Below are 21358 nucleotides of genomic sequence, written 5' to 3' on the forward strand. Positions count from 1 at the left end.
GCCGTTCACACCCCCCGGCCGATCATCGGACCGGCCGAGGGGTGTGAGGGCGGGGGTCCCACCGCTTGCGGCGTGCGGTCTAGGTGCGTGCGCCCAGGCGCAGCGCGAGAAGGGCGATGTCGTCGTCGTTCTCGGGCGGTCTGACCCTGCGGAGCAGTTCGTCGGTGAAGACCTCCAGCGGGCGGTGCACCAGGGCGGCGGCCTGCCGGCGCAGCCGCTCCAGGCCGTCGTCGATGGAGTGGCGGGGCGATTCGATCAGGCCGTCGGTGTACAGCAGGAGGGTCGAGCCGGGCGGGAGCACGTCCGCGGTGTCGGCGCGCGGTGGATGGGTGCCGGTGCCGAGGAGCATGCCGCTGCCTCCCGTGAGGTACCGGGTCACGCCCTCGCGTGTGATCAGCAACGGCGGGGGGTGGCCCGCGCTGGTCCACTCGAACTCCCAGGCGCCGTCGTCGCGCAGGGCGACGGTGCCGAACACCAGCGTGGCCATGGGGACGTCCGTGATGCTCAAGACCGCCCGGTCCACGCGCTCGACGACGCGGCTGGGGGATTCCTTCTGCGACCAGGCGTAGGCGCGCAGCACGTTGCGCACCTGGGCCATGCCCGCCGCCGCGTCCAGGTCGTGCCCCGAGACGTCACCGATGGCCAGGGCGGTGGCATGGTCGGTGAGCGGGAAGGCGTCGTACCAGTCGCCGCCCACGTGGGAGGCGTCCGGCGCGGGCAGGTAGCGGGCGGTCATGTCCAGCCCCTCCACCCGCGGAAGCTGCGGCAGCAGGTACCTCTGCATCGTCTCGGCGACCTTGCGCTGCCGTTGGTAGAGGCGTGCGTTGTCCAGCGCCAGGCCGGCGCGCCGGGTGATGTCCTCCACGAGCGCCAGATCCGCGGCGCTGAACTTCTCGGGGCGTTCGGAGCGACCCAGGGTCAGGGCACCGAGGACGTCGCGCAGGCCCCGGATCGGCGCGATGGCCGCCGAGTGCATGTTCGTCGTCTCGAACAGCCGGTGCTGCTCGACCGCGATGCCCGTGTCGGGTGATCCCTCGTACACGCGCGGTTCGGCGATCGTGGAGGCGACGCCGCGCAGGGCCCGCGAGAGGGGCATCTGCGAGGCGGCGGACACGGGCGTCATCGGCCCTTCGAGTACCCGGTGGCGCGTCAGGATGCCGTCCTCGATGTGGACGACCCTGTTGCGCCACACGCCGCCGTGCTCGTCAATCAGGTCGATCACCGCCCAGTCCGCCAGCCGCGGCAGGACGAGGGACAACAGGCGCTGCAACGCCTCGTCGACGGACAGGGTGGAGGTCAGTTGCGTGGTCACCTCGGCCAGCAGCGCGAGTCGTTCCAGTTCGTTCAGCGTGCCGTCGCTCAGTGGCTGATCGGCGAGCGCCACGGGGTCGTCCTGGGGGGCGAAGATGACGAGAGTGGTGTCGTCGTCGTCGGAGCCGCAGGGAACGAGGGACCAGGAGACGGGGAGCATCGATCCGTCGCCTCGTTCGAACCATTCCAGAGCGGCCTGGGCGGGACGGCCCTCCATGAAGGCCGGACGCATGCGGCACTGCGCCCGGGGGAACGCCTCGCCGCGGGCGTTGCGGTGCAGCAGGTCGTGCGCGTCCTGACCGACGAGCTCCGCCGCGGGCCGGCCCAGGGAACGCTCGCCCTCCGCGTTGACGGCCACGATGCAGCCTCGTGCGTCGACCAGATAGGCACCCGTGCCGAGCACGTCCAGCATCTCGCCGATCGCCGTCCCGGGAGCCTCGGGGCCCTGCTCGTCGCCCGAGTCGGTGCTGTCGACCGCCATACCTCCTCCTCACCCCTCGATCGCGACGATAGCCCGCCGAGGGAGTTCATCGCCCCGGACGTCCGGCCGGTCTCGAAGAAGCCATGGAGGGAGCAACCGGCAGATCATCACATGCCCCGGCTCGGGACGGACGGGCCGGGTCGGGTCCGCGGCGTGCCCCGACGGCGGTGCGCCGGGGAAGCGGACCGGGTGCGGCGGTTCCGGGAGACGGGCATCACAGGCCGTGCACGGTGGTCAGGTCGGCGAGTCCGGTGATCTCCAGCACCGGCGCCAGGAGCGGGGTGACGACGAGTTCGATGCGATCGGTGTACTGGAAGAGGACGCTCAGGCCCGCGCTGTCGAGGTACTCGACGGCGGTCAGATCGATCACGAGTCGTCCGTCCGTGGTCGCGATGGCCGTCGCCAGCTCGTCGACGTTGTTCATGTCGATCTCGCCGGCCACCGTCAGCAGAGCCGTGCCGTCGGGCCGTCGCCCGGGCGTGAGGGTGAGCGGAGTGGTCATCAGGCGATCCTCGTCTGCATGTCGACGGTGGTGCCGGTCGCACCGGAAGTGATGGTGACCTGGTGCATCAGAGCGCGCATCAGCGCCACTCCACGGCCCCGGTGGGTGCCGGACCCGGGCCGGGGCGTCTTCCACCGTCCGGAGTCGGCGACGGTCAGGCGCAGATCGCCGGCCCGGGCCTCTGCCCGCAGCCGGACAGGGGCGCCGGGAGCGTTCCGGTGACCGTGCTCGATGGCGTTGGCACAGGCCTCGCCCGCCGCCACCAGGATGTTCTGCGCGGTGTGCCGGGGAAGTTCGCACTGGTCCAGCCAGGTGCGCAGGGCCTTGCGGACCGGAGCGAGCTGAGCGGATTCTGCGGGGAAGGCCATGTCCAGGGGCGCCGGGCGCCGGTAGAGGAGCAGCGCCACGTCGTCGTCGTAGCCGCCGGGAGGGGCCAGGCGGACCATGACCTGGTCGGCGAGGTCGTCGACGGCGGCGTCGCGGCCGGCGTGGACGGCTTCGCCCGCCTGGTCGATGCCGGTCGTCAGCGGGCGCCTCCTGCGTTCCACGAGCCCGTCGGTGTAGAGCAGGAGCGTCGCCCGGGCCGGGACGGTGCAGCTGCCCTCGGGGCGGGTGGCGCCGGTCCGCACCGCCAGCGGTACGGACCGTCCCCCGTCGAGGAGGCGGGTGGTGCCGTCGGGGAGGGCGAGTATCCCCGGTGGGTGTCCCGCGCTGGAATAGATCAGCTGGCCGGTGTCGGGGGTGAGGACGCCGCAGAACACGGTGGTGCACCTCGCTCCGGAGATTCCGTCCGCGAAGTGGTCCAGGGCCATCAGGGTCTGGGCCGGGCCCGAGTCCTGGAGCAGCAGGGCCCGGCACGCGCTGCGCAGTTGTCCCATGACGGTGGCCGCTCCCAGGCCGCGGCCGACGCAGTCGCCGACCACGATGCCGATCCGGCCGTCGGGCAGGGCGATGGTGTCGTACCAGTCGCCGCCGACCTCCAGGGGCGGTGTCGCGGGTTCGTAGCGGACCGCGAAGCCCTCGGGGAGACCGGCGGGGCCGAGGATGGCGCGCTGCAGGGCGAGGGCCGTCTCGCGCTGCTGGTCGATCTGGTGCGCGCGGGTCAGTCCCTGGGCGAGCTGCCCGGCCAGCAGGGACAGCAGCAGCTGGTCCTCGCCGGTGAACGGACGCCGCGTGCCGAAGTCGATCCAGAGCACCATCGGACCTTCGGGGTGGTTGAGCGTGATGCCCGCTCCGGTGGCGTCGTGCAGGGGGGTGAGCAACGGCCGGTCGGACCAGGCGGTGACCTTGGCACGGTCCTGCGTGGACAGGTCCTCCCACCGCAGGCCGGTGTCGGTGGACCACAGGGACGGCGGCCCGTCCGGCGCCGGGACGACGGCGAGCACACGGTCGGCGCGCCAGAGGTTCCTCAGTTCCGCCAGGGCCCCCTCCAGCGCGTCGGACAGGCTGGACGCCCGGGTCAGCCACATGCCCAGGGCCGCCTGCGCGCTCTCCCGCTGGATGGCGTAGTGCTCGGCGGTCACGTCACGGAACGTGCCGACGGTCACGCGGTGCCCGGTGTCCGGGTCCTGCGCCTGGTTGAAGTTGGCCGTCACCCACAGCCGGTGCCCGTCCTGGTGGACGACGGGGATGGTGTAGGAACCCTTGGGGTTGCCCACCAGCTGGTCGAAGGCCTCGGCGACCTGCTGGTGGGCGTCGGGGTCGCTGCCGGCGTCCGGCCACCACGGGTGGACCGGCTCGTAGGGCAGGCCGTCGGCGGCGTAGCCGAGGATGTCGGTGAAGGCCGCGTTGATCTCGATGACGGCGCCCGCCTCGTCGCAGACGAAGAACGCCTCCTGCAACGAGTCGACCAGCGCGGTGCGCCAGCGTGCCTGGTGGTTGCGCAGACGGGCCAGCTCGACGTTGGCCCGCACCCGGGCGAGCAGTTCGGCCGCGGCGAAGGGCTTGACGAGGTAGTCGTCGGCGCCGGCCTGCAGTCCCTGGATGGACGCCTCCTCCCCCGCCCGGGCGGACAGCAGCACCACCGGGACCGACGCGGTCCGCGGATCGGAGCGCAGCGCGGACACGAGGCCGAGGCCGTCGAGGCCGGGCATCATCACGTCGCTGATCACCAGGTCGGGTGCCTCGGCCCGTACCGCCCGCAACGCCGCGAGCCCGTCCTCGACGGTCTCCACCCGGTAGCCGGTGCCGCCCAGGAGGCGTGCCAGGTATTCACGCATGTCGGCGTTGTCGTCGGCGACCAGCACGCGGGCGGATCCGGCGGGGTACCCGGACGCGTCGGCGGCCGTCGTCACGGGGCGGCCTTCGTCGGGAGTCTCGTCCGGCAGCCAGCGCAGCGCCTCCTGCACGTACGGCTCCGCGGTCGACAGTGCCCGGCTCTCCCCGGCGGCGACGAGGGTGCCGGGGTCCAGGTGATCGGCGCCGAAGGGCAGGCGGATGGTGAAGGAGGTGCCCTCCCCCTGGGTGCTCTGGGCGGTGATGGTGCCGCCGTGGAGGTCGATGAGTTCCTTCACCAGGGCCAGCCCGATGCCGCTGCCCTCGTGGGAGCGGGAGCGGGCGTTCTCGATGCGGTGGAACCGTTCGAACAGCCGCGGCATCTCCTCCCGGGCCACGCCGATGCCGGTGTCGGTGAGGGTGATCACGGCGTGTCCGTCCAGGGCGCGCGCGGTGACGGAGATGGAGCCGTCGAAGGTGAACTTGAGCGCGTTGCTCAGCAGGTTGAGGATCACCTTCTCCCACATGCCGCGGTCGATGTACACCTCCTCGGGGAGCGCGGGACAGTCGACGCGGAACTCCAGTCCGGCCTTCTCCACGGCGGACCTGAAGACGCTGGCCAGGTCCGCCGTGACCTGGGACAGGTCGGAGGACTCGTAGCGCGCCTGCATCCGGCCGGCCTCGATGCGGGAGAAGTCCAGCAGGGTGTTGACGAGCTTGCCCAGCCGCAGCCCGTTGCGGTGGATGACCTCCAGTTCCTCCCGCACGGGCGAGGCGGGCTCCGGGAACCGGGTGAGCAGTTCCTCGGTCGGTCCCATGATCAGGGTGAGCGGGGTGCGCAGTTCGTGGCTGATGTTGGAGAAGAACGTGGTCTTGGCCCGGTCCAGTTCGGCCAGTTCCTCGGCCCTCCGCTGCTGCTGCTCGTAGCTGCGGGCGCTGGCGATGCCGGCGGCGAGGTGACCGGCCGCGAGTTCGAGGAAGCCGCGGTAGGCGTCGTCCAGGCTGCGGTACCGGTTGAGTCCGGCGACGAGGAACCCGTACGGCGTCCCGCCCTGCCGCGGCAGGGGCAGCATCAGGGCGTGCGTGGGCGGCTCGGCCCACTCGCCGGGCGGCAGCCCGGTGAACGGGGGGCGGTCGAGCGGCACCAGCACGGACTCGTCGTTCGCCGGCGCCCCGGCGGGCCACACACCGGAGCCGTCGGCCGGCAAGGTGCCGGGGGCCGCGGGGTGCCCGGCGGGGAGGCCGGTGCTGCCCGCCAGCCGGGCGGAGCCGTCGGACTGGAGCAGGTAGGTCAGCGTGAAGGGCAGGTCACGGCCGTTGCGGTCCAGCTGCCTGTCGGTGAACGCCAGCACCTCCTGCTCGGTGCGGACCACGCTGGGGTCGGAGCCGAGGTCGCGCAGGGTCGCCATGCGCCGTTCGCCGATGACGCGCTCGGTCTCCTCGCTGACCACGCAGAGCATGCCGACCACCGTGCCGGTGTCGTCGCGCAGCGGGCTGTAGCTGAAGGTGTGGTAGCTCTCCTCCGTGTAACCGGACCGTTCGAGGAACAGCAGCAGCCCCTCGTCCCAGGTGGCTTCTCCCGTGGTCATGACGGTGTCGATCCGGGGACCGATGTCGTCCCAGATCTCCCGCCACACCTGGCTCGCCGGGCGTCCCAGCGCCCAGGGGTACTTGGCACCGAGGGTGTCGCGCCGGTAGGCGGAGTTGCAGAAGAACGTCAGTTCCGGGCCCCACGCCATCCACATGGAGAAGCGTGACGACAGCAGGATGCTCACCGCGGTCTGCAGACTCTGCGGCCAGTGCTCCGGCGGCCCCAGCGGCGTGGCCGACCAGTCGACCAGGGCCAGGTGTCCGCCGACCTCCTCGTCGGCCGCGAACACGTCCGTGCCGGCCACCGCGGCACGCTCGCGCGCAGCGTCTCCCGAACGCCCCACTCGTCACCCTTTCGCTCACGTCCGTCCAGCCGCCGCGCCCCCGGAGCCGGCCCGTCCCGCGTCGGCCCTGCGGGCTGCCCCCGCCGCCCGGGGACGGCCCGCGGAGAGGGGCGTCCCCGGCCGTCCCGTGCGGGCACCGCCGGTGGCGCCCGGGGGCACCGTCCCGCCCACGGCACCGACTCCGTAGGATACGGCCAACCGGTCGGGCACCACTGCGCGGGCGGAGGACTGCGGGCACCACGAGCGGGGACTAGGGATGACGGCACGCCTGGGGCGACGTTCCGTGTCCCCGGCGCGCGGCGGGGCAAACCATCGGTGTCTGCGTCCGCCGCCTGCCGGAGGCCACCTCCGGCAGGGCGGGTGATCGCGCCGACGCCGGGCCCACGGCTCTTCGGGGGGAGCAGCCGTCCGGCCGTGCACCGTCCGCGTCGCCCGGAGGGTGCCGGCGACGACGCCGCACCTGTCGCCCTGTCCGAAGCCGCACACTGTCCGTACCGTATCGAGGAGAATCAGTGACCGACCCGGACGCCCTTCTGACCGTGACGCCCCGCCAGGATTCCTCCGGCCCCCACGTTCTGGCTGTGGCGGGCGAGCTCGACCACCACTCCGCCCCCGTCCTGACGGGGGCCGTCGCGGAAGCGCAGTCCGACGACCGCGGGCTGATCCTCGACCTGGCCGGTATGACGTACTGCGACTCCACGGGCATCACGGTGCTCATCACCGCCTACCAGCGGTCGCAGGCCACCGGCGCGCCCTTCGTCCTGGCGGGCGCCAACGCCGATCTGCAGCGGCTCTTCCAGGTGGTCGGCCTCGATCAGGTCTTCACCTTCCACCCGGATGTGGAGACGGCGCTCGCCTCGTTGCGCCAGGGCTGAACCGGCGGCCCGCCCGGTGCGGGGCCTCCCGTCCGGTGGTGCGGTCCGGCGCGACCGGAAGGGGGGCCTTCGGTCTTCCGGCGCCGCCCCCGCACGTGCCGGTCGCTCCGGCTGCCGCGTCCGTTCCTCAGGTCTTTACGTACGTCAGGCAGTCGACCTGCTCTTCCTCATAACCGACGGTGATGGACGGGGCGTGGCACTCGAGGCCGGTGTTGTGCCGGCAGTCGGCCATCTTGCACGCGCCGACCCGACCGGTGACGGACGGCTCCCCGCCCTCCAGGTCCGCGCCCATGAACGTGTCGCAGACGGGGCTGCTGAGGTCCCCCACGGTGATCGCCGCGGCGTGGCAGGTGTGGTCGTGGTTGTAGGCGCAGTTCTCGGCCGCGCATTCGCTGATGACCGGCAGTTGCATGACGGGAGTGGCTGCCATGACAGGACCCGCTTTCTGGAGTGGTGGTGTGCGGATCGGTCGCCGCGGTGGCGGCCCTCCCGGGTGACGGGGCGCGCCACCACGATGAGCGGTCGCCGCTCCGTCCCGCCCCGACCGGCTTCGACCCGTCCACGTCCCGCAGGAGCCCGGTGAGCTCCTGGGAGACTTCCTTCCTCCCTGCCTTCCACTGTCCGCGATGACGGGATGCGGCGCACTTCGGCCGGCAGGGTTCGCGGCGCGCGGCGCATTGCCTCATGGTGGTGATGGGGGGACTCCGGTCCGCGGCGGCGAGCCCGGCGCCCGGTGGCCGGCGGGACTCCGGGGAGGAGGCCACCATGGGTGAACAGCGACCACTCGCCCGCGGCGAGGCGTGGCGGGCCGTAGCCGCGTGTTTCCTCACCACCTTCGCCCTGCTGTCACGGCACCGGGTCCACCTGCCGGAGGAGCGGGTGGGCAGGCGGCTGGGCTTCGCCGACGGCACCACTGCCCCCGTGTACCGGGAGACCCGCCTCGGCAGCGGTCTGGCGAAGGACCCGTGCACGCTGGTGGTCACCTTCCGGCTGCGCCTGGTGCGCGGATCCGGGCACGCGCTGTTCCGGCGCGAAAGCCTGCTGAACACACCGCTGTTCGTCGGGTTCCCCGGATTCACCTCGAAGCTGTGGCTGGCCCACGACGAGCACGACCGCTACCGCGGCGTGTACGAGTGGGACGGCGCGGGGCGCGCGGATCACTACGCACGCTCCCTGTGGCGGGTTCTCGCGCTGGTCAGCGTCCCGGGTTCGATCCGGTACGCCGTCCTGCCGGGGGTGCGCCGCGACGACGTGGTCGCCGGCCCCCGGCAGGGCGGGGTTCCGGAGCCCACGGCCGCCGCATGGTGGCGCCCCACGGCGGGAACGTGACCCCGGCGGTGGACGTCCTGGTCGTGGGGGCCGGCACGACCGGCCTCAGCCTGGCCCTCCAGGCCCGCGCCCACGGGGCGCGGGTCCGGGTCGTCGAGCGGCGTCCCGGGCCGTTCCGGCCCTCCCGGGCGCTCATCCTTCACTCGCGGACCCTGGAGGTGCTGCGACCGCTCGGTGTCACGGACGCCCTGCTGGAGCTCGCGGACACCGCCCCGCGGGTCCATGTGCGTCTCGGCTCCCGCGTCGTCGACGCCGGACTCGCGGACCTCGCACTGCCCGACACCGCGTTTCCGCATCTGTCGCTCCTGCGGCAGACGGATGTGGAGACGGTGCTGACGCGGGCGCTCGCCGACCGCGGGATGACGGTCGAGCGGGGCACCGAACTGCTCGGGGCTCGCGACGACGGGGACGGCGTGCGTGCCGTGCTGCGCTCGCGGCACGGCGTGGAGGAGATCCGCTGCCCCTTCGTCGTCGGCTGCGACGGCCCGGCCAGTGCGGTGCGGTCCTGTGCCGGCATCGGCTGGCACGGCAGGCCCTATGCCGAGGAGGTGGTCCTGGCCGACCTGGACCTCGGCGGTACGCCGCCCGAGGCCGGCGCCGAGGTGTTCGCGGGGCGCCAGGGGCTGCTGTTCCTCTTCCCGCTCGGAGAACAGGCGACGTGGCGGCTGCTGGCCACGCGCGCGTCGGACGGCGGGGCCGGGCAGTGCTTCGGCCGGCCAGGTGCCGCCGTCCCCCGAGCCGAGCTCCAGCAGCTCATGGACGACTCGGGGGCGGGGGCCCGGATCGCGCGTCTCGCGTGGTCGGCGCGGGTTCCGCTGCAGTGCGGTCTGGCCGGCGTTTCCGCCGGGGACGGCTGTTCCTCGCCGGGGACGCGGCGCACACCTACTCGCCGGCCACCGGTCAGGGCATGAACGCCGGTATCCAGGACGCGGTGAACCTCGGCTGGAAGCTGGGCTTCGCGACGAACGGTGCAGGGCGTGGCCCCGCGGAGGGGTTCGATGCCGAAGTGCTGCTCGGTTCCTACGAGAGTGAGCGCAGAGCGGCTGCCCGCGGACGGCTGGTCCTGACGCACGCCGCGTTCTGGGCGGAGGCGTCGACGGGCCGGTTCCCGGCATGGCTGCGCGCGGTGGCCGCTCCGCGCGCCGCGCCCGCCTTCCCCGTGCTGCTCGGTCGGCGACGGCTGGTCGCCGAGGCCGTGCGCGTCGTCTCCCAGCTCCGTGTGAACTACCGGCGCAGTCCCCTCTCGGTGGAGGGGACACCGCCCCTGCGCGGGGCTCCTCGCCCAGGAGACCGCCTGCCCGACGCGACCGTCGGTGTCGCCGGAGCTGCCGGGCGGCTGCACGCAGTGCTGGCCCGCCCGGGTGTGCACCTGCTGCTGCAACGTGATGCCGCCCCGCTGCCGAGCGGTCCGTGGGTGACCGTCCTGCGGCTGTCGAACAGTCCCGGCCGCGGTCTGGTGGCCGTCCGCCCGGACGGGCACGTCGGATTCCGCTGCGCGGCCGCCGACCCCGTGGAGCTGACCGGCTGGCTCGCCCTGATCGGCGCGGCGCCGTCCGCACCCGTCGGGCCATGAACACCGGGCGGTGGCCCGCTGTTTCGCGACCACAGGGGCTCGGCGGGGTGGCGTCGGGAACGTACTCAGTCGGGAACGTACTCATCGGAACGGCGTCCGCCCGCGGTCCCACGCGGGCGGACGCCGGAAGGGCTGCCGACGGGCCGGTGGGGCGGGTCTCGAAGGACCCGCCCCACCCGGTGCGGTCAGCGCAGCCACCCGTGGTCACGGACCAGCGGGAGCCGGGCCCACAGCCGGCCGAGTCCGAAGGCGTCGCCGGCCGAGGCGGCGGCCAGTGCGACCAGCACCACCGCGTAGATCACGTGGTAGTCGACGAACGGGTTGGTCGACATGCTCGCCGAGCCGTCCGACAGGTGTCGCGCGGGCGGCCACTCCGCCACCCACATCAACGCCATCATCACGGTCCCCGCCAGCGCCGCCAGGCGCAGCGCCACCCCCGCCACCAACGCCAGTCCGATCCCCAGCAGGCCCAGCATGAACAGCCAGTCCGCCCAGGCCGCTCCGGCCCAGGAGTGGAACGTCGACTCCATCGGACCGACCGCGACGTGTCCCAGGAAACCCTCGGTCGGCGAACCACCGTCGACCCAGCCCTTTCCGGAAGCGGTCGCGTAGCCGAAGCCGAACGTCTTGTCGAGGAACGCCCAGAGGAAGACGAACCCCATCAACACCCGTGCCGAGGCCCAGACGCAGGCCCGTGCGGTGCGCGTGCCGGTCCGCGCCGACTCGGCCGACCCCGGTGCGGAAGCGGCCCGGTTCCCGCGGAGCGACGGCAGGTGGAGACCCGAGGTGCGGTGCGTGGGCTGGTGAACGGCCATGGCGGTGTTCCCTTCAGGGAGAGTCCGGTTGGTTCCTGACACCCCTTACTCTCCCGGCCCGCGCCGGCCCGCACCCGACGCCGAAGGTCCACACCCGGGGACTCAACAGCCCCTGCCGACCGGGACCTTCGGCCACGCCGGTTGCCGTCGAAGTCGGACGGCGCACCCCGCGCGGGACTCGATCCGCCGCCGGGGCCGCCCTGTTGGGCGGCCCCGGCGGCGGATCATCTGACGAGCTGCGTCATGAGGCGGGCGGGCCGCCCTTCGCGTGGTGCGAGGACGATCCCAGCGGTGCGTGCCACACCAGCCGGGTCCCCCCGCCCTCCGCACGCTCCAGCTCCATGTCGCCGCCGAGCTCGCGTGCCCGCTCGGCCATGTTGGTCAGCCCGCTGCGCCGGCCCCCGGCCGTGATGCCGACGCCGTTGTCCGTGACCGTCAGGCGCACCTGCTTGCCGTCGGTCTCCAGCACGACGTCGGCGCGGTCCGCGCGGGCGTGCCGGGCGATGTTGGAGAGGGACTCGGTGAGGACGGCCAGGACGTGGTCGGCGGTCTCCGCGGGGACGTGCGTGTCGAGGAGTCCCTCCATACGGACGCTGGGGGCGAAGCCGAGCGGCGCGGTGGCCTCGCCGACCGCGCGCACCGCGCGGGACCGCAGGCCGGGAGCGGTGTCCTCCTCCCGGGAACGCAGTCCGAAGATCGTGGACCTGATGATCTTGATGGTTTCGTCGAGGTCGTTCACGGCCCGCTGGACCCGGTCCGAGGCCCCTTCGTGCTGGATGAACCGGTCGGCGCTCTGCAGTGTCATGCCGGTGGCGAAGAGCCGCTGGATCGCCAGGTCGTGCAGGTCGCGCGCGATCCGGTCGCGGTCCTCCAGCAGGGCGATCTGCTCGGCGTCCTCGCGGCGTTCCGCCAGCTCCATGGCGACGGCGGCCTGGGCGACGAAGACCTCGAGCGGTTCGGTCTCCGTCTCGGCGAACTCACGGCCTCCCGACCGCCGGACCAGCAGGACGACACCGCGGGCCTCGTCGCCCGAACAGATCGGTACGGCAACGGCCGGTCCGAGCCCGTCGAAGCCTGGAAGTCCGGCCGGGATCGGGGAGTCACGGGAGACGTCCGGGCTGTGGACGGACACCCGCTGGACGAACGCCTCGCCGATGAGGTTCCCCTTCACGGGCAGGACGGCCCCGCGCCACGCATCCGCCTCCTGGCCCACCGCGAGCTCCACGGCGAGTCTGTCCGTCCCGCTCACCGGCATGGCGACCACGCTCAGGGCGGAGGCGGTGATCTCCCTGGCCCGTTCGGCGATCAGGGGCAGCACGCCGCCCTGGTCCGCGCCTGACATGAGGGTGTGCGTGATCTCCGCGTTCGCCCGCAGCCAGCGTTCGCGCAGCCGGGACTCCTCGTACAGGCGGGCGTTGTCGATCGCCACGCCGGCCGCCACGGCGAGGGTGGCCAGCACCGACTCGTCGTCCTCGTCGAACTGCTGCCCGCCGCGCTTCTCGGTCAGGTAGAGATTCCCGAAGACGTGGTCCCGCACCCGGATCGGAACGCCGAGGAAGCTGTTCATCGGCGGATGATGGGCCGGGAACCCGTAGGAGGCGGGGTGGTCGGAGAGCCTGGCCAGGCGCAGGGGTTCGGGGTGGCGGATCAGCTCGCCGAGGATGCCGTGGCCTTCCGGGTAGGGGCCGATCCTCGCGATCTGCTCCTCGTCGACGCCCACCGTGTGGAAGGCCGACAGCCGCTCGCCGTCGGGGCCGATGACACCGAGCGCCGCGTACTCCGCGTCGACGAGCGCCGCCGCGGCCTCCACGATGCTGCGCAGGGCCTGCTCCAGGTCCAGCTCGCGGCCGACCGAGAGCACGGCCTCCAGGAGGCTGTGCACCCGGTCCCGGGTGCCGCGCGCCGCGTCCAGCCGGGCCTGGAGCTCCTCCAGCAGCTCGTCCAGCCGCAGTTGCGGCAGCCGAATCCGCGCCTCGTGGGTCTCCCCGGCGTTGTTCAACGGTGCTCCCCCGACGCCCCCGCCGACCGCTTGCGGTCACGCGCCTGGGTGGCGATGACGGCGGCCTGGACGCGGCGTTCCACGCCGAGCTTGGCCAGCAGACGGGAGATGTGGTTCTTGACCGTCTTCTCGGCCAGGTACAGCCGCTGACCGATCTGCCGGTTGGTCAGCCCCTCACCGATGAGGTCCAGGATCTCGCGTTCCCTCTCGGTCAGGCCGCCGGGCAGGCCGTCCGGCTCCTCGGCCGGCTGCTGTCCGGCGCCGCGCAGCCGTGCCATCAGCTTGGCCGTGGCGCTGGCGTCCAGCAGCGACTGGCCGCGGGACACCGTCCGCACGGCCGAGACCAGGTCCGATCCCTGGATCTGCTTCAGCACGTATCCGGCGGCGCCCGCCATGATCGAGTCCAGCAGCGCCTCCTCGTCGTCGAAGGAGGTGAGCATCAGACAGGCGAGGTCGGGCATCTGCGACCGCAGCTCGCGGCAGACGGTCACGCCGTCCCCGTCGGGCAGGCGCACGTCGAGCACGGCCACGTCGGGGCGCAACGCGGGAACCCGGATCAGGGCCTGCTCCACCGTCGCCGCTTCCCCGACCACCGTGATGTCCGGTTCGTCGTCCAGCAGGTCGTGCACCCCCCGCCGCACCACCTCGTGGTCATCCAGGAGGAACACCTTGATGGGTTCTCCCGTGCTGCCGTCCTGCTCGCTGTGCGCCATCGAAACGCTCCTCCTGGTGCCTCGGTCTCCGTAGCGACTCCTCATCTTTCCAGGACGGCCGAGGTCGAGGGGCGGTTGGCCCGATACTGCCCGTCTCAGTGGGCCGAGAGGCCGCGGCGGCGGAACTGCCCCCGTACCCGTTCCACGAGCGCCGGGTCGGGGACCGGGGTGTCGCGCAGCGCGAACGGGATGCCGAGGGCGTCGTACTTGGCGGCACCGAGCTTGTGGAACGGCAGGATGTCGACCCGCTCGACACTGCCGAGGCCCGCGAGGAAGCCGGCGAGTCCGTCGATCGCCTCCGGGTCGTCGGTCCGGCCGGGCACCAGGACGTACCGGATCCACATGCGCTTGCCCAGCCGGTCGAGGCGGGTGGCGAAGTCGAGGGTGGGGGCGAGGTCGCCGCCGGTGAGCCGGCGGTAGGTGCCGGCGTCGAAGGACTTGATGTCCAGCAGCACCAGATCGGTGTCGGCAAGCAGGGCGTCGTCCGCGCGGGCGCCGAGGAAGCCGGAGGTGTCGAGGGCGGTGTGCAGGCCGAGTTCCTTGCAGCGGCGGAACACGGCGGCGGTGAAGGCCGGCTGGAGGAGGGCCTCGCCTCCGGTGAGGGTCACTCCCCCGCCGGCGGTGGTGAGGAAGGCCCGGTACTTCTCGATCTCGGCCATCACCTCGTCGACCGTGGCCGGTTCACCGTCCCGCATGCGCCAGGTGTCCGGGTTGGCGCAGTACAGGCAGCGCAGGGGGCAGCCGCTGAGGAACAGCACGAACCGGGTCCCGGGGCCGTCCACTCCCGTGGACAGGTCCCAGGAGTGGATCCGGCCCGTCACCGGCTCGACGCCGGTGCTCACAGCGATCCGTGGAAGGTGCGGCTGATCACATCGAGCTGCTGTTCGCGGGTCAGGCGGACGAAGTTGACGGCGTAGCCGGAGACCCGCACCGTCAGCTCGGGGTACTTCTCCGGGTGCTCCATGGCGTCCTCCAGGGTCGCCCGGTCCAGGACGTTCACGTTCATGTGGAAGCCGCCCGAGGACATGTAGGCGTCGAGGATGCCGACGAGGTGGGCGGCGCGCTCCCCGGGGACGTGGCCCAGTCCTTCCGGGGTGACGGTGGTGGTCAGGGAGATGCCGTCGCGCGCCGCCTCGTAGGGCAGCTTGGCGACCGACAGGGCGGAGGCGGCGACGCCGTGCCGGTCGCGGCCGTTCATCGGGTTGGCTCCGGGGGCGAAGGGCTGTCCGGCGCGGCGGCCGTCCGGGGTGTTGCCGGTGTGCTTGCCGTAGACGACGTTGGAGGTGATGGTCAGCACCGACTGCGTGTGCTCGGCGTCCCGGTGGGTCGGGTGCTCGCGCAGCTTCGCCATGAACGACTCCACCAGGTCGACGGCGAGCGCGTCGACGCGGTCGTCGTTGTTGCCGTACGCCGGGAACTCCCCCTCGGTCCGGAAGTCCACGGCGAGTCCCGTCGCGTCGCGGAACACCTTGACGCGGGCGTGCCTGACGGCGGAGAGACTGTCGACGGCGACCGACAGGCCGGCGATGCCGCACGCCATGAAGCGGTGCACGGGGTGGTCGTGCAGCGCCATCTCGATGCGCTCGTAGGCGTACTTGTCGTGCATGTGGTGGATGACGTTCAGGGTGTCCACGTACGTCCGGGCGAGCCAGTCCAGGACGCGGTCGTAGGCGGCCGACAGCTCGTCGTAGTCCAGGTACTCCCCGGTGAGCGGCGGCGTCGGCGGGGCGACCTGGTCGCCGGTCATCTCGTCCCTGCCACCGTTGACCGCGTACAGCAGGGCCTTGGCGAGGTTGACCCGGGCGCCGAAGAACTGCATCTGCCTGCCGACCGCCATCGCCGAGACGCAGCAGGCGATCGCGGTGTCGTCGCCGGTGCGCGGGCGCATCAGCTCGTCCGACTCGTACTGGACGGCGCTGGTGTCGATGGACACCTGGGCGCAGAACTCCTTGAAGCCGTCCGGGAGCCGGGGCGACCACAGCACGGTCAGGTTGGGCTCGGGGGCGGGCCCGAGGTTGTAGAGGGTCTGCAGGAAGCGGAAGGAGGTACGGGTGACCAGCGGGCGGCCGTCGGCGCCGATGCCGCCGATGGACTCCGTCACCCAGGTCGGGTCGCCGGAGAACAGGGCGTCGTACTCGGGGGTGCGCAGGAAACGCACGATCCGCAGCTTGATCACGAAGTCGTCGACGAGTTCCTGGGCGCGGGACTCGTCGAGCAGGCCTTCGTCCAGGTCCCGCTGGAGGAAGACGTCCAGGAAGGTCGAGGTGCGGCCCAGCGACATCGCCGCGCCGTTCTGCTCCTTCACCGCGGCGAGGAAGCCGAGGTAGAGCCACTGCACGGCCTCGTGGGCGGTGGCCGCGGGGCGGGTGACGTCACAGCCGTAGCCGGCCGCCATGCGGGTCAGCTCGCCCAGGGCACGGATCTGCTCGGCCAGTTCCTCACGGTCGCGGATGACGTCCCCGGTGGAGGGCCGCGCGTCCAGCAGGGCCCGCTCGGCCCGCTTGGCCTCGGCCAGCCGGTCCGTGCCGTACAGCGCGACGCGCCGGTAGTCGCCGATGATGCGGCCGCGGCCGTAGGCGTCCGGCAGGCCGGTGATGATGCCGGCCTTGCGGGCGGCGCGCATGGTCGGGGTGTAGGCGTCGAAGACGCCGTCGTTGTGGGTCTTGCGGTAGGTCCCGAACACCTCCGACACGAAGGGGTCGGCCTCGTAGCCGTACGCCCTCAGACCGTTCTCCACCATGCGCAGCCCGCCGTTGGGCATGATGGCCCGCTTGAGCGGGGCGTCGGTCTGCAGGCCCACGATCAGCTCGCGGTCGCGGTCGATGTAGCCCGGCGCGTGCGAGGTGATCGTGGAAGGGGTGGCGGTGTCGACGTCGAGGACGCCCCGGCGCCGCTCCTCGGGGAAGAGCGCGCTGACCTTCTCCCAGACCGCGCGCGTGCGGTCCGTGGGGCCGCTCAGGAAGGCGGCGTCACCTTCGTAGGGCGTGTAGTTGGCCTGGATGAAGTCGCGCACGTCGATGTGCTCGCGCCATCCGCTGCCGGCGAACTGCCGCCAGGCGTCGGCGGTCCGGGGGCCGGCTGTCACGGTCGCGGTCATCTCAGGTCCTCTCGTAGGACGGTCCCGTCACCGTCGATGCTCGTCGTGCGGGCCCGCGGCGGGGAGTGCCGGACAGGGCACCGGGCGGGTCCCCTCCGGCCCCGGCCGACCGGGACCTTCGGCCTGCCGCGCGGGAGGCGCCGGGAGGCGACGCCGGGGGTGGGGTGCGCGGGTCCGGTCACGACGTCGTAGCGGCCGGTGTCCCCCGGCGGAGCGGTGGCTGCCGGGGACCGTCCGGCCCCGGTGGGCGGGGGCGCGGCGCACCGGCCGGCCCCCGGTGGAGCGATGGCCGGCCGGTGCGCCACCACCTCGGTCGTGCGGCAGGACGTGTCCCCTCCGGGGTCGGTGGGGTGCGGTGGCGTCGGGCGTCCTGCCGGCCGGACCGGTGGTCCACGGGCCGTACCGCTCCGGCAGGGGCCCCGAGGGTCCTTCCGGGACGGCCGGCGTGGACCGGGGCCGCCCGGTCCCCCGGCCGGGACGGCCGGCACCTCGCGCCCGGCATGCTCCCGTCCGACGCTGGAACCGTCACATCCCCGAGGCCGAGGAGCGCAGCGTCATGGTCCGTCACGTGTACGACTTCACCGAGGGCGGCCGTGACATGGCCGATCTCCTCGGCGGCAAGGGTGCGAACCTGGCCGAGATGACCCGTCTCGGACTCCCCGTACCGCCGGGCTTCACCCTCACCACCGAGGCGTGCCGGGCCTTCCTGGCCACGGGCGGCGAACCCGCGGGTCTGTGGGAGGAGGTCTCCGCGCACCTGTCGGCCCTCGAGGCGTCCGCCGGCCGGCTGCTGGGGCAGCCGGACGACCCGCTGCTGCTGTCGGTCCGCTCCGGCGCCCGGTTCTCCATGCCCGGCATGATGGAGACGATCCTCGACATCGGCCTGAACGACGACTCCGTCCTCGGGCTGGCCAAGGCCTCCGGCAGCGAGCGCTTCGCCCGGGACTCCTACCGCCGCCTGATCCAGATGTTCGGCAGCACGGTCATGGGCGTGGACGCCTCCTCCTTCGAGCACGCCCTCGCCGTCCTGAAGGGCTCGCGCGGTGTGCGGGACGACGTGGACCTGACGGCGACCGACCTGGCCGGGCTGGTCGAGACGTACAAGGACCTGATCCACCGGGAGACCGGGGAGCACTTCCCGCAGTCCCCCGCCGACCAGCTGCGCCGGGCGGTACTGGCCGTGTTCGAGTCCTGGAACGGGGAACGCGCCCGGCTGTACCGGCGGCGCGAGCACATCGCCGACGACCTCGGCACCGCCGTCAACGTGCAGCGCATGGTCTTCGGCAACCTGGGGTCCGACTCCGGCAGCGGCGTCGCCTTCACCCGGGACCCCGCCACCGGACGCCCCGGCCTGTACGGCGACTACCTGCCCGACGCGCAGGGCGAGGACGTCGTCGCCGGCATCCGCAACACCGTACCCCTGAGCGAGCTGGAGCGTCTGGACCCCGCGTCGTACGCCCGCCTGCGGACGCACATGGAGACCCTGGAGCGGCACTACCGCGACCTGTGCGACATCGAGTTCACCATCGAGCGCGGCACGCTGTGGATGCTCCAGACACGGGTCGGCAAGCGCACCGCCGAGGCCGCGTTCGTCCTCGCCGCCGAGCTGGCCGACGAGGGGCTCATCACCCCGGACGAGGCGCTGGCCCGGGTGAGCGGCGAGGGCCTGGCCCGGCTGATGTTCCCGCGGTTCGACGCCTCGGCGGCCGGCACCGCGCTGGCCCGCGGTGTCCCGGCCTCCCCCGGCGCCGCGGTGGGCGCCGTGGTCTTCGACACCGCCCGGGCCGTGCGCCGCGCGGCCGCCGGCGAGAAGGTCGTCCTCGTCCGGCAGGAGACCACCCCCGACGACCTGCCCGGCATGATCGCCGCCCAGGCGGTCCTCACCAGCCGGGGCGGCAAGACCAGCCACGCGGCCGTCGTCGCCCGCGGGATGGGCAAGGTCTGCGTGTGCGGCGCCGAGGAGCTCACCGTGGACACCGGGGCCCGCCGCCTCACCACCGCGGACGGCACCGTCGTCGAGGAGGGCACCGTCGTCTCGGTGGACGGCTCCGCGGGAGCGGTGTACGCGGGCTCGGTCCCGCTGGTGGACTCGGCGGTCATCCGGTTCCTGGAGGACGGCCGGGGCGACGAGGGCGCGCGGGGCGTGGTCGACGCGGTGGCCCGGGCGCTGTCCCGCGCGGACACCGTCCGGCGACTGGAGGTGCGGGCCAACGCCGACACTCCGGAGGACGCCGCCCGGGCCCGCCGGTTCGGCGCGCAGGGCGTCGGTCTGTGCCGCACCGAGCACATGTTCCTCGGCGAGCGCCGCAAGCTGGTCGAGCGGATGATCCTGGCCGGCACGGACGCCGCGCGCGACCGGGCCCTGGCGGAACTGCTGCCCCTCCAGCGGCAGGACTTCGCCGGCATCCTGGAGGCGATGGACGGACTGCCGGTCACCATCCGGCTGCTGGACCCGCCGTTGCACGAGTTCCTGCCCGACCTCACCGACCTGGCGGTGCGGATCGCCGCCGCCGAGGCCCGGGGCGGGGAGGCGGACGCCCATGACGTCGACATGCTGACCGCCGTACGCCGTATGCACGAGGAGAACCCGATGCTCGGGCTGCGCGGTGTGCGGCTGGGGCTGGTCGTGCCCGGCCTGGTCGCCATGCAGGTCCGGGCGATCGGCGAGGCCGTCGCCGGGCGGCTGCGGGCCGGTGGCGCGCCCCGGGCGGAGATCATGGTCCCGCTCGTCGGTGACGTGCGGGAGCTGCGCCTCGTGGGCGAGGAGGTGCGACGGGTACTGGCGGACGTCTCCCGGGAGTCGGGCGTCACCGTCGACTGCCCCGTCGGCACCATGATCGAGCTGCCCCGGGCGGCCCTGACGGCCGGCCGGATCGCCGAGGAGGCCGAGTTCTTCTCCTTCGGCACCAACGACCTGACCCAGACCACCTGGGGCTTCTCCCGCGACGACGTCGAGGCGGAGTTCTTCTCCGCCTACCTCGACAAGGGCGTCTTCCCTGTCTCGCCGTTCGAGACGCTCGACCGCGACGGGGTCGGCCGGCTGGTGGGCATCGCCGTCGCCGAGGGCCGCGCCGCCCGCCCGGACCTCAAGATCGGGGTGTGCGGCGAACACGGCGGCGACCCCGACTCGGTGCACTTCTTCCACGGCGCGGGACTGGACTACGTCTCCTGCTCGCCGTTCCGGGTGCCGGTGGCGCGCCTGGAGGCGGGCCGGGCGGCGCTCGGGGGCACCGAGGGGAGCGACAGCAGGTGAGACGGCCGGGGCCCCTCGGCCCCGGTGCCGGGGGCCGACCGCCCCTGCGGGCGGGGCCGGCCGCCTCTGGGACCCGGACGGGAAGCGCAGCAGTCTTGAGGCGTCGCGGAACGATCACAGGGAGTGGAGCACATGACCGCCAAGGAGAACATCGGTACCCGTGAGACCACCGCCCCCGTCCGGGTGCGCGCCGACGGCGAGGTGGACGAGGACTCCGTCGCCTACCTCCGCGAGAAGGTCGGCACCGCACTGGACCGGCCCGGACTGCCGCCGGTGAGCGGTGAGGTGCGTGTGTCCCGGGCCTCGGCCCACCACGTCGCGCTGCCCTGGTCCGCCGGGGCCGAGATCCGGGTCGGCGGCGACCTCGTCGTCGTCCACGCCCGCGAGGCGACCGCCCGTGAACTCGCCGACCGGCTCCACGACCGGCTGCGTGCCGGCGTCGACCGCGTAGCCCACCGGGACGACACCGTCCGCCGGACGGCCGTGCCGCCCCCGTGGCGCGGTGGTCCGCAGAAGTAGGCGCCGCCCGGCGCCACCCGACCCGGTGGGAGGGCCGGAGCCGGCCTCCGGCCCTCCCGCCGCGCTCGCGAAGGAGATTCCGCCATGACCGCTCACACCGTCGGTGAAGTGATGACCAGGGACGTCGTGCAGGCGCACCCGGCGACACCGTTCAAGAAGGTCGTGCGGCTGCTCGACCACCACCGGATCAGCGGGCTCCCGGTGGTGGACGCCGACGACAAGGTCCTCGGTGTCGTGTCCGGGAGCGACCTGGTGCGCGCCCAGGCACACCGGGACGGCTGTGCACCGCCCTCCGCCCTCACGGCGGGGGACGTGATGTCGAGTCCCGCGATCACCGTGCACCCGGAGCAGACCGTGGCGGACGCGGCCCGGCTGATGGAGCGCAGGGGCGTCGAGCGGCTGCCCGTGGTCGACGAGGCCGACCGGCTCATCGGCATCGCCACCCGCCGCGACCTCCTCCGGGTCTTCCTGCGCGCCGACGACGACATCCGCCGGCAGGTGACCGGGGACATCGTCGTCGGCGCGCTGGACCTGCCGTCAGAGGCCGTCCTCGTCTCCGTGCGCGACGGGGTCGTCACCCTGTCCGGCCGGGTCGAACGGCGCAGTCAGGCGCCGGAGCTCGTGTACGCCGTCTGGCGCCTGGAAGGCGTGGTCGGGGTGGTGAACCGGCTCGGCTTCCGCACCGACGACTGCGCGGCGCCCGCCCGGCTCGCCCCGGCCGGGAAGCCGTGAGCGCGGCGGCG

At 73.1% G+C, this 21358-nt stretch carries 16 protein-coding genes; 7 read left to right on the forward strand and 9 right to left on the reverse strand.

The window, feature by feature from the left end; translation table 11 throughout:
* Window positions 1-79 precede the first annotated feature (79 nt).
* The 3 genes from IE118_RS23260 to IE118_RS23270 all read right to left on the reverse strand — a co-directional run bounded on the left by IE118_RS23260 (window position 80) and on the right by IE118_RS23270 (window position 6442).
* Window positions 80-1792, reverse strand: a complete 1713-nt coding sequence (locus IE118_RS23260) for a SpoIIE family protein phosphatase (protein ID WP_189559956.1) — start codon at window positions 1790-1792, stop codon at window positions 80-82.
* A 214-nt stretch (window positions 1793-2006) separates the two neighbouring features.
* Window positions 2007-2294: an STAS domain-containing protein gene (locus IE118_RS23265; RefSeq protein ID WP_189559957.1), complete on the reverse strand. Its 288-nt coding sequence runs from the start codon at window positions 2292-2294 to the stop codon at window positions 2007-2009.
* The gene (locus IE118_RS23270; protein WP_189559958.1) at window positions 2294-6442 is read right to left on the reverse strand and encodes a SpoIIE family protein phosphatase; all 4149 of its coding nucleotides are present in this window, start codon (window positions 6440-6442) and stop codon (window positions 2294-2296) included. Before IE118_RS23270 ends, IE118_RS23265 begins: the two co-directional genes overlap by 1 nt.
* Before the next feature lie 512 nt (window positions 6443-6954).
* On the opposite strand from IE118_RS23270, the gene IE118_RS23275 reads away from it, so the two are divergent.
* Window positions 6955-7317 carry an STAS domain-containing protein gene (locus tag IE118_RS23275; protein ID WP_189559959.1) on the forward strand — a complete coding sequence of 121 codons (363 nt, stop codon included), beginning with the start codon at window positions 6955-6957 and terminating at the stop codon, window positions 7315-7317.
* A 127-nt stretch (window positions 7318-7444) separates the two neighbouring features.
* Here IE118_RS23275 and IE118_RS23280 read toward each other — a convergent pair whose 3' ends face one another.
* Complete coding sequence (locus IE118_RS23280) at window positions 7445-7747, reverse strand: DUF1540 domain-containing protein (RefSeq protein WP_221345307.1); 303 nt, start codon at window positions 7745-7747, stop codon at window positions 7445-7447.
* Window positions 7748-8082: 335 nt separating this feature from the next.
* On the opposite strand from IE118_RS23280, the gene IE118_RS23285 reads away from it, so the two are divergent.
* Genes IE118_RS23285 through IE118_RS34765 form a run of 3 tightly spaced genes read left to right on the forward strand, consistent with a single transcriptional unit; the run spans window position 8083 to window position 10219 of the window.
* Complete coding sequence (locus tag IE118_RS23285) at window positions 8083-8646, forward strand: hypothetical protein (protein ID WP_189559960.1); 564 nt, start codon at window positions 8083-8085, stop codon at window positions 8644-8646.
* Entirely contained in the window at window positions 8619-9557 is a 939-nt protein-coding gene (locus IE118_RS34760) for an FAD-dependent oxidoreductase (protein WP_373303217.1), read from the forward strand. Before IE118_RS23285 ends, IE118_RS34760 begins: the two co-directional genes overlap by 28 nt.
* Window positions 9467-10219 (forward strand): FAD-dependent monooxygenase, encoded by a 753-nt coding sequence (locus tag IE118_RS34765; protein WP_373303218.1) that lies wholly within the window; start codon window positions 9467-9469, stop codon window positions 10217-10219. Before IE118_RS34760 ends, IE118_RS34765 begins: the two co-directional genes overlap by 91 nt.
* A gap of 185 nt (window positions 10220-10404) precedes the next feature.
* On the opposite strand, the gene IE118_RS23295 is transcribed toward IE118_RS34765, so the two are convergent.
* The 5 genes from IE118_RS23295 to pflB all read right to left on the reverse strand — a co-directional run bounded on the left by IE118_RS23295 (window position 10405) and on the right by pflB (window position 16843).
* Window positions 10405-11034, reverse strand: coding sequence for a DoxX family membrane protein (locus IE118_RS23295; protein ID WP_189559961.1), 630 nt, complete (start codon window positions 11032-11034; stop codon window positions 10405-10407).
* Window positions 11035-11275: 241 nt separating this feature from the next.
* Entirely contained in the window at window positions 11276-13033 is a 1758-nt protein-coding gene (locus IE118_RS23300) for a sensor histidine kinase (RefSeq protein WP_189559962.1), read from the reverse strand.
* Window positions 13030-13746 carry a response regulator gene (locus IE118_RS23305; protein WP_189559963.1) on the reverse strand — a complete coding sequence of 239 codons (717 nt, stop codon included), beginning with the start codon at window positions 13744-13746 and terminating at the stop codon, window positions 13030-13032. Before IE118_RS23305 ends, IE118_RS23300 begins: the two co-directional genes overlap by 4 nt.
* A 95-nt stretch (window positions 13747-13841) precedes the next feature.
* A complete protein-coding gene (gene pflA, locus IE118_RS23310; RefSeq protein WP_189559964.1) occupies window positions 13842-14588 on the reverse strand; it encodes a pyruvate formate-lyase-activating protein in 747 nt (248 codons plus the stop codon).
* Window positions 14585-16843 (reverse strand): formate C-acetyltransferase, encoded by a 2259-nt coding sequence (gene pflB, locus IE118_RS23315; RefSeq protein ID WP_189559965.1) that lies wholly within the window; start codon window positions 16841-16843, stop codon window positions 14585-14587. Before pflB ends, pflA begins: the two co-directional genes overlap by 4 nt.
* A gap of 556 nt (window positions 16844-17399) precedes the next feature.
* Between pflB and ppdK the strand changes: the two genes are divergently transcribed.
* The 3 genes from ppdK (at window position 17400) to IE118_RS23330 (ending at window position 21347) form a co-directional block, all read left to right on the forward strand.
* Window positions 17400-20096 carry a pyruvate, phosphate dikinase gene (gene ppdK / locus IE118_RS23320; RefSeq protein ID WP_189559966.1) on the forward strand — a complete coding sequence of 899 codons (2697 nt, stop codon included), beginning with the start codon at window positions 17400-17402 and terminating at the stop codon, window positions 20094-20096.
* A gap of 132 nt (window positions 20097-20228) precedes the next feature.
* Window positions 20229-20615, forward strand: coding sequence for a hypothetical protein (locus IE118_RS23325; protein ID WP_189559967.1), 387 nt, complete (start codon window positions 20229-20231; stop codon window positions 20613-20615).
* 84 nt (window positions 20616-20699) lie between these two features.
* On the forward strand, window positions 20700-21347 hold the full coding sequence (locus tag IE118_RS23330; protein ID WP_189559968.1) for a CBS domain-containing protein: 648 nt from the start codon (window positions 20700-20702) through the stop codon (window positions 21345-21347).
* Window positions 21348-21358: the final 11 nt, after the last annotated feature.

Source organism: Streptomyces pilosus (assembly GCF_014649835.1).
Taxonomy (GTDB): Bacteria; Actinomycetota; Actinomycetes; order Streptomycetales; family Streptomycetaceae; genus Streptomyces; species Streptomyces pilosus.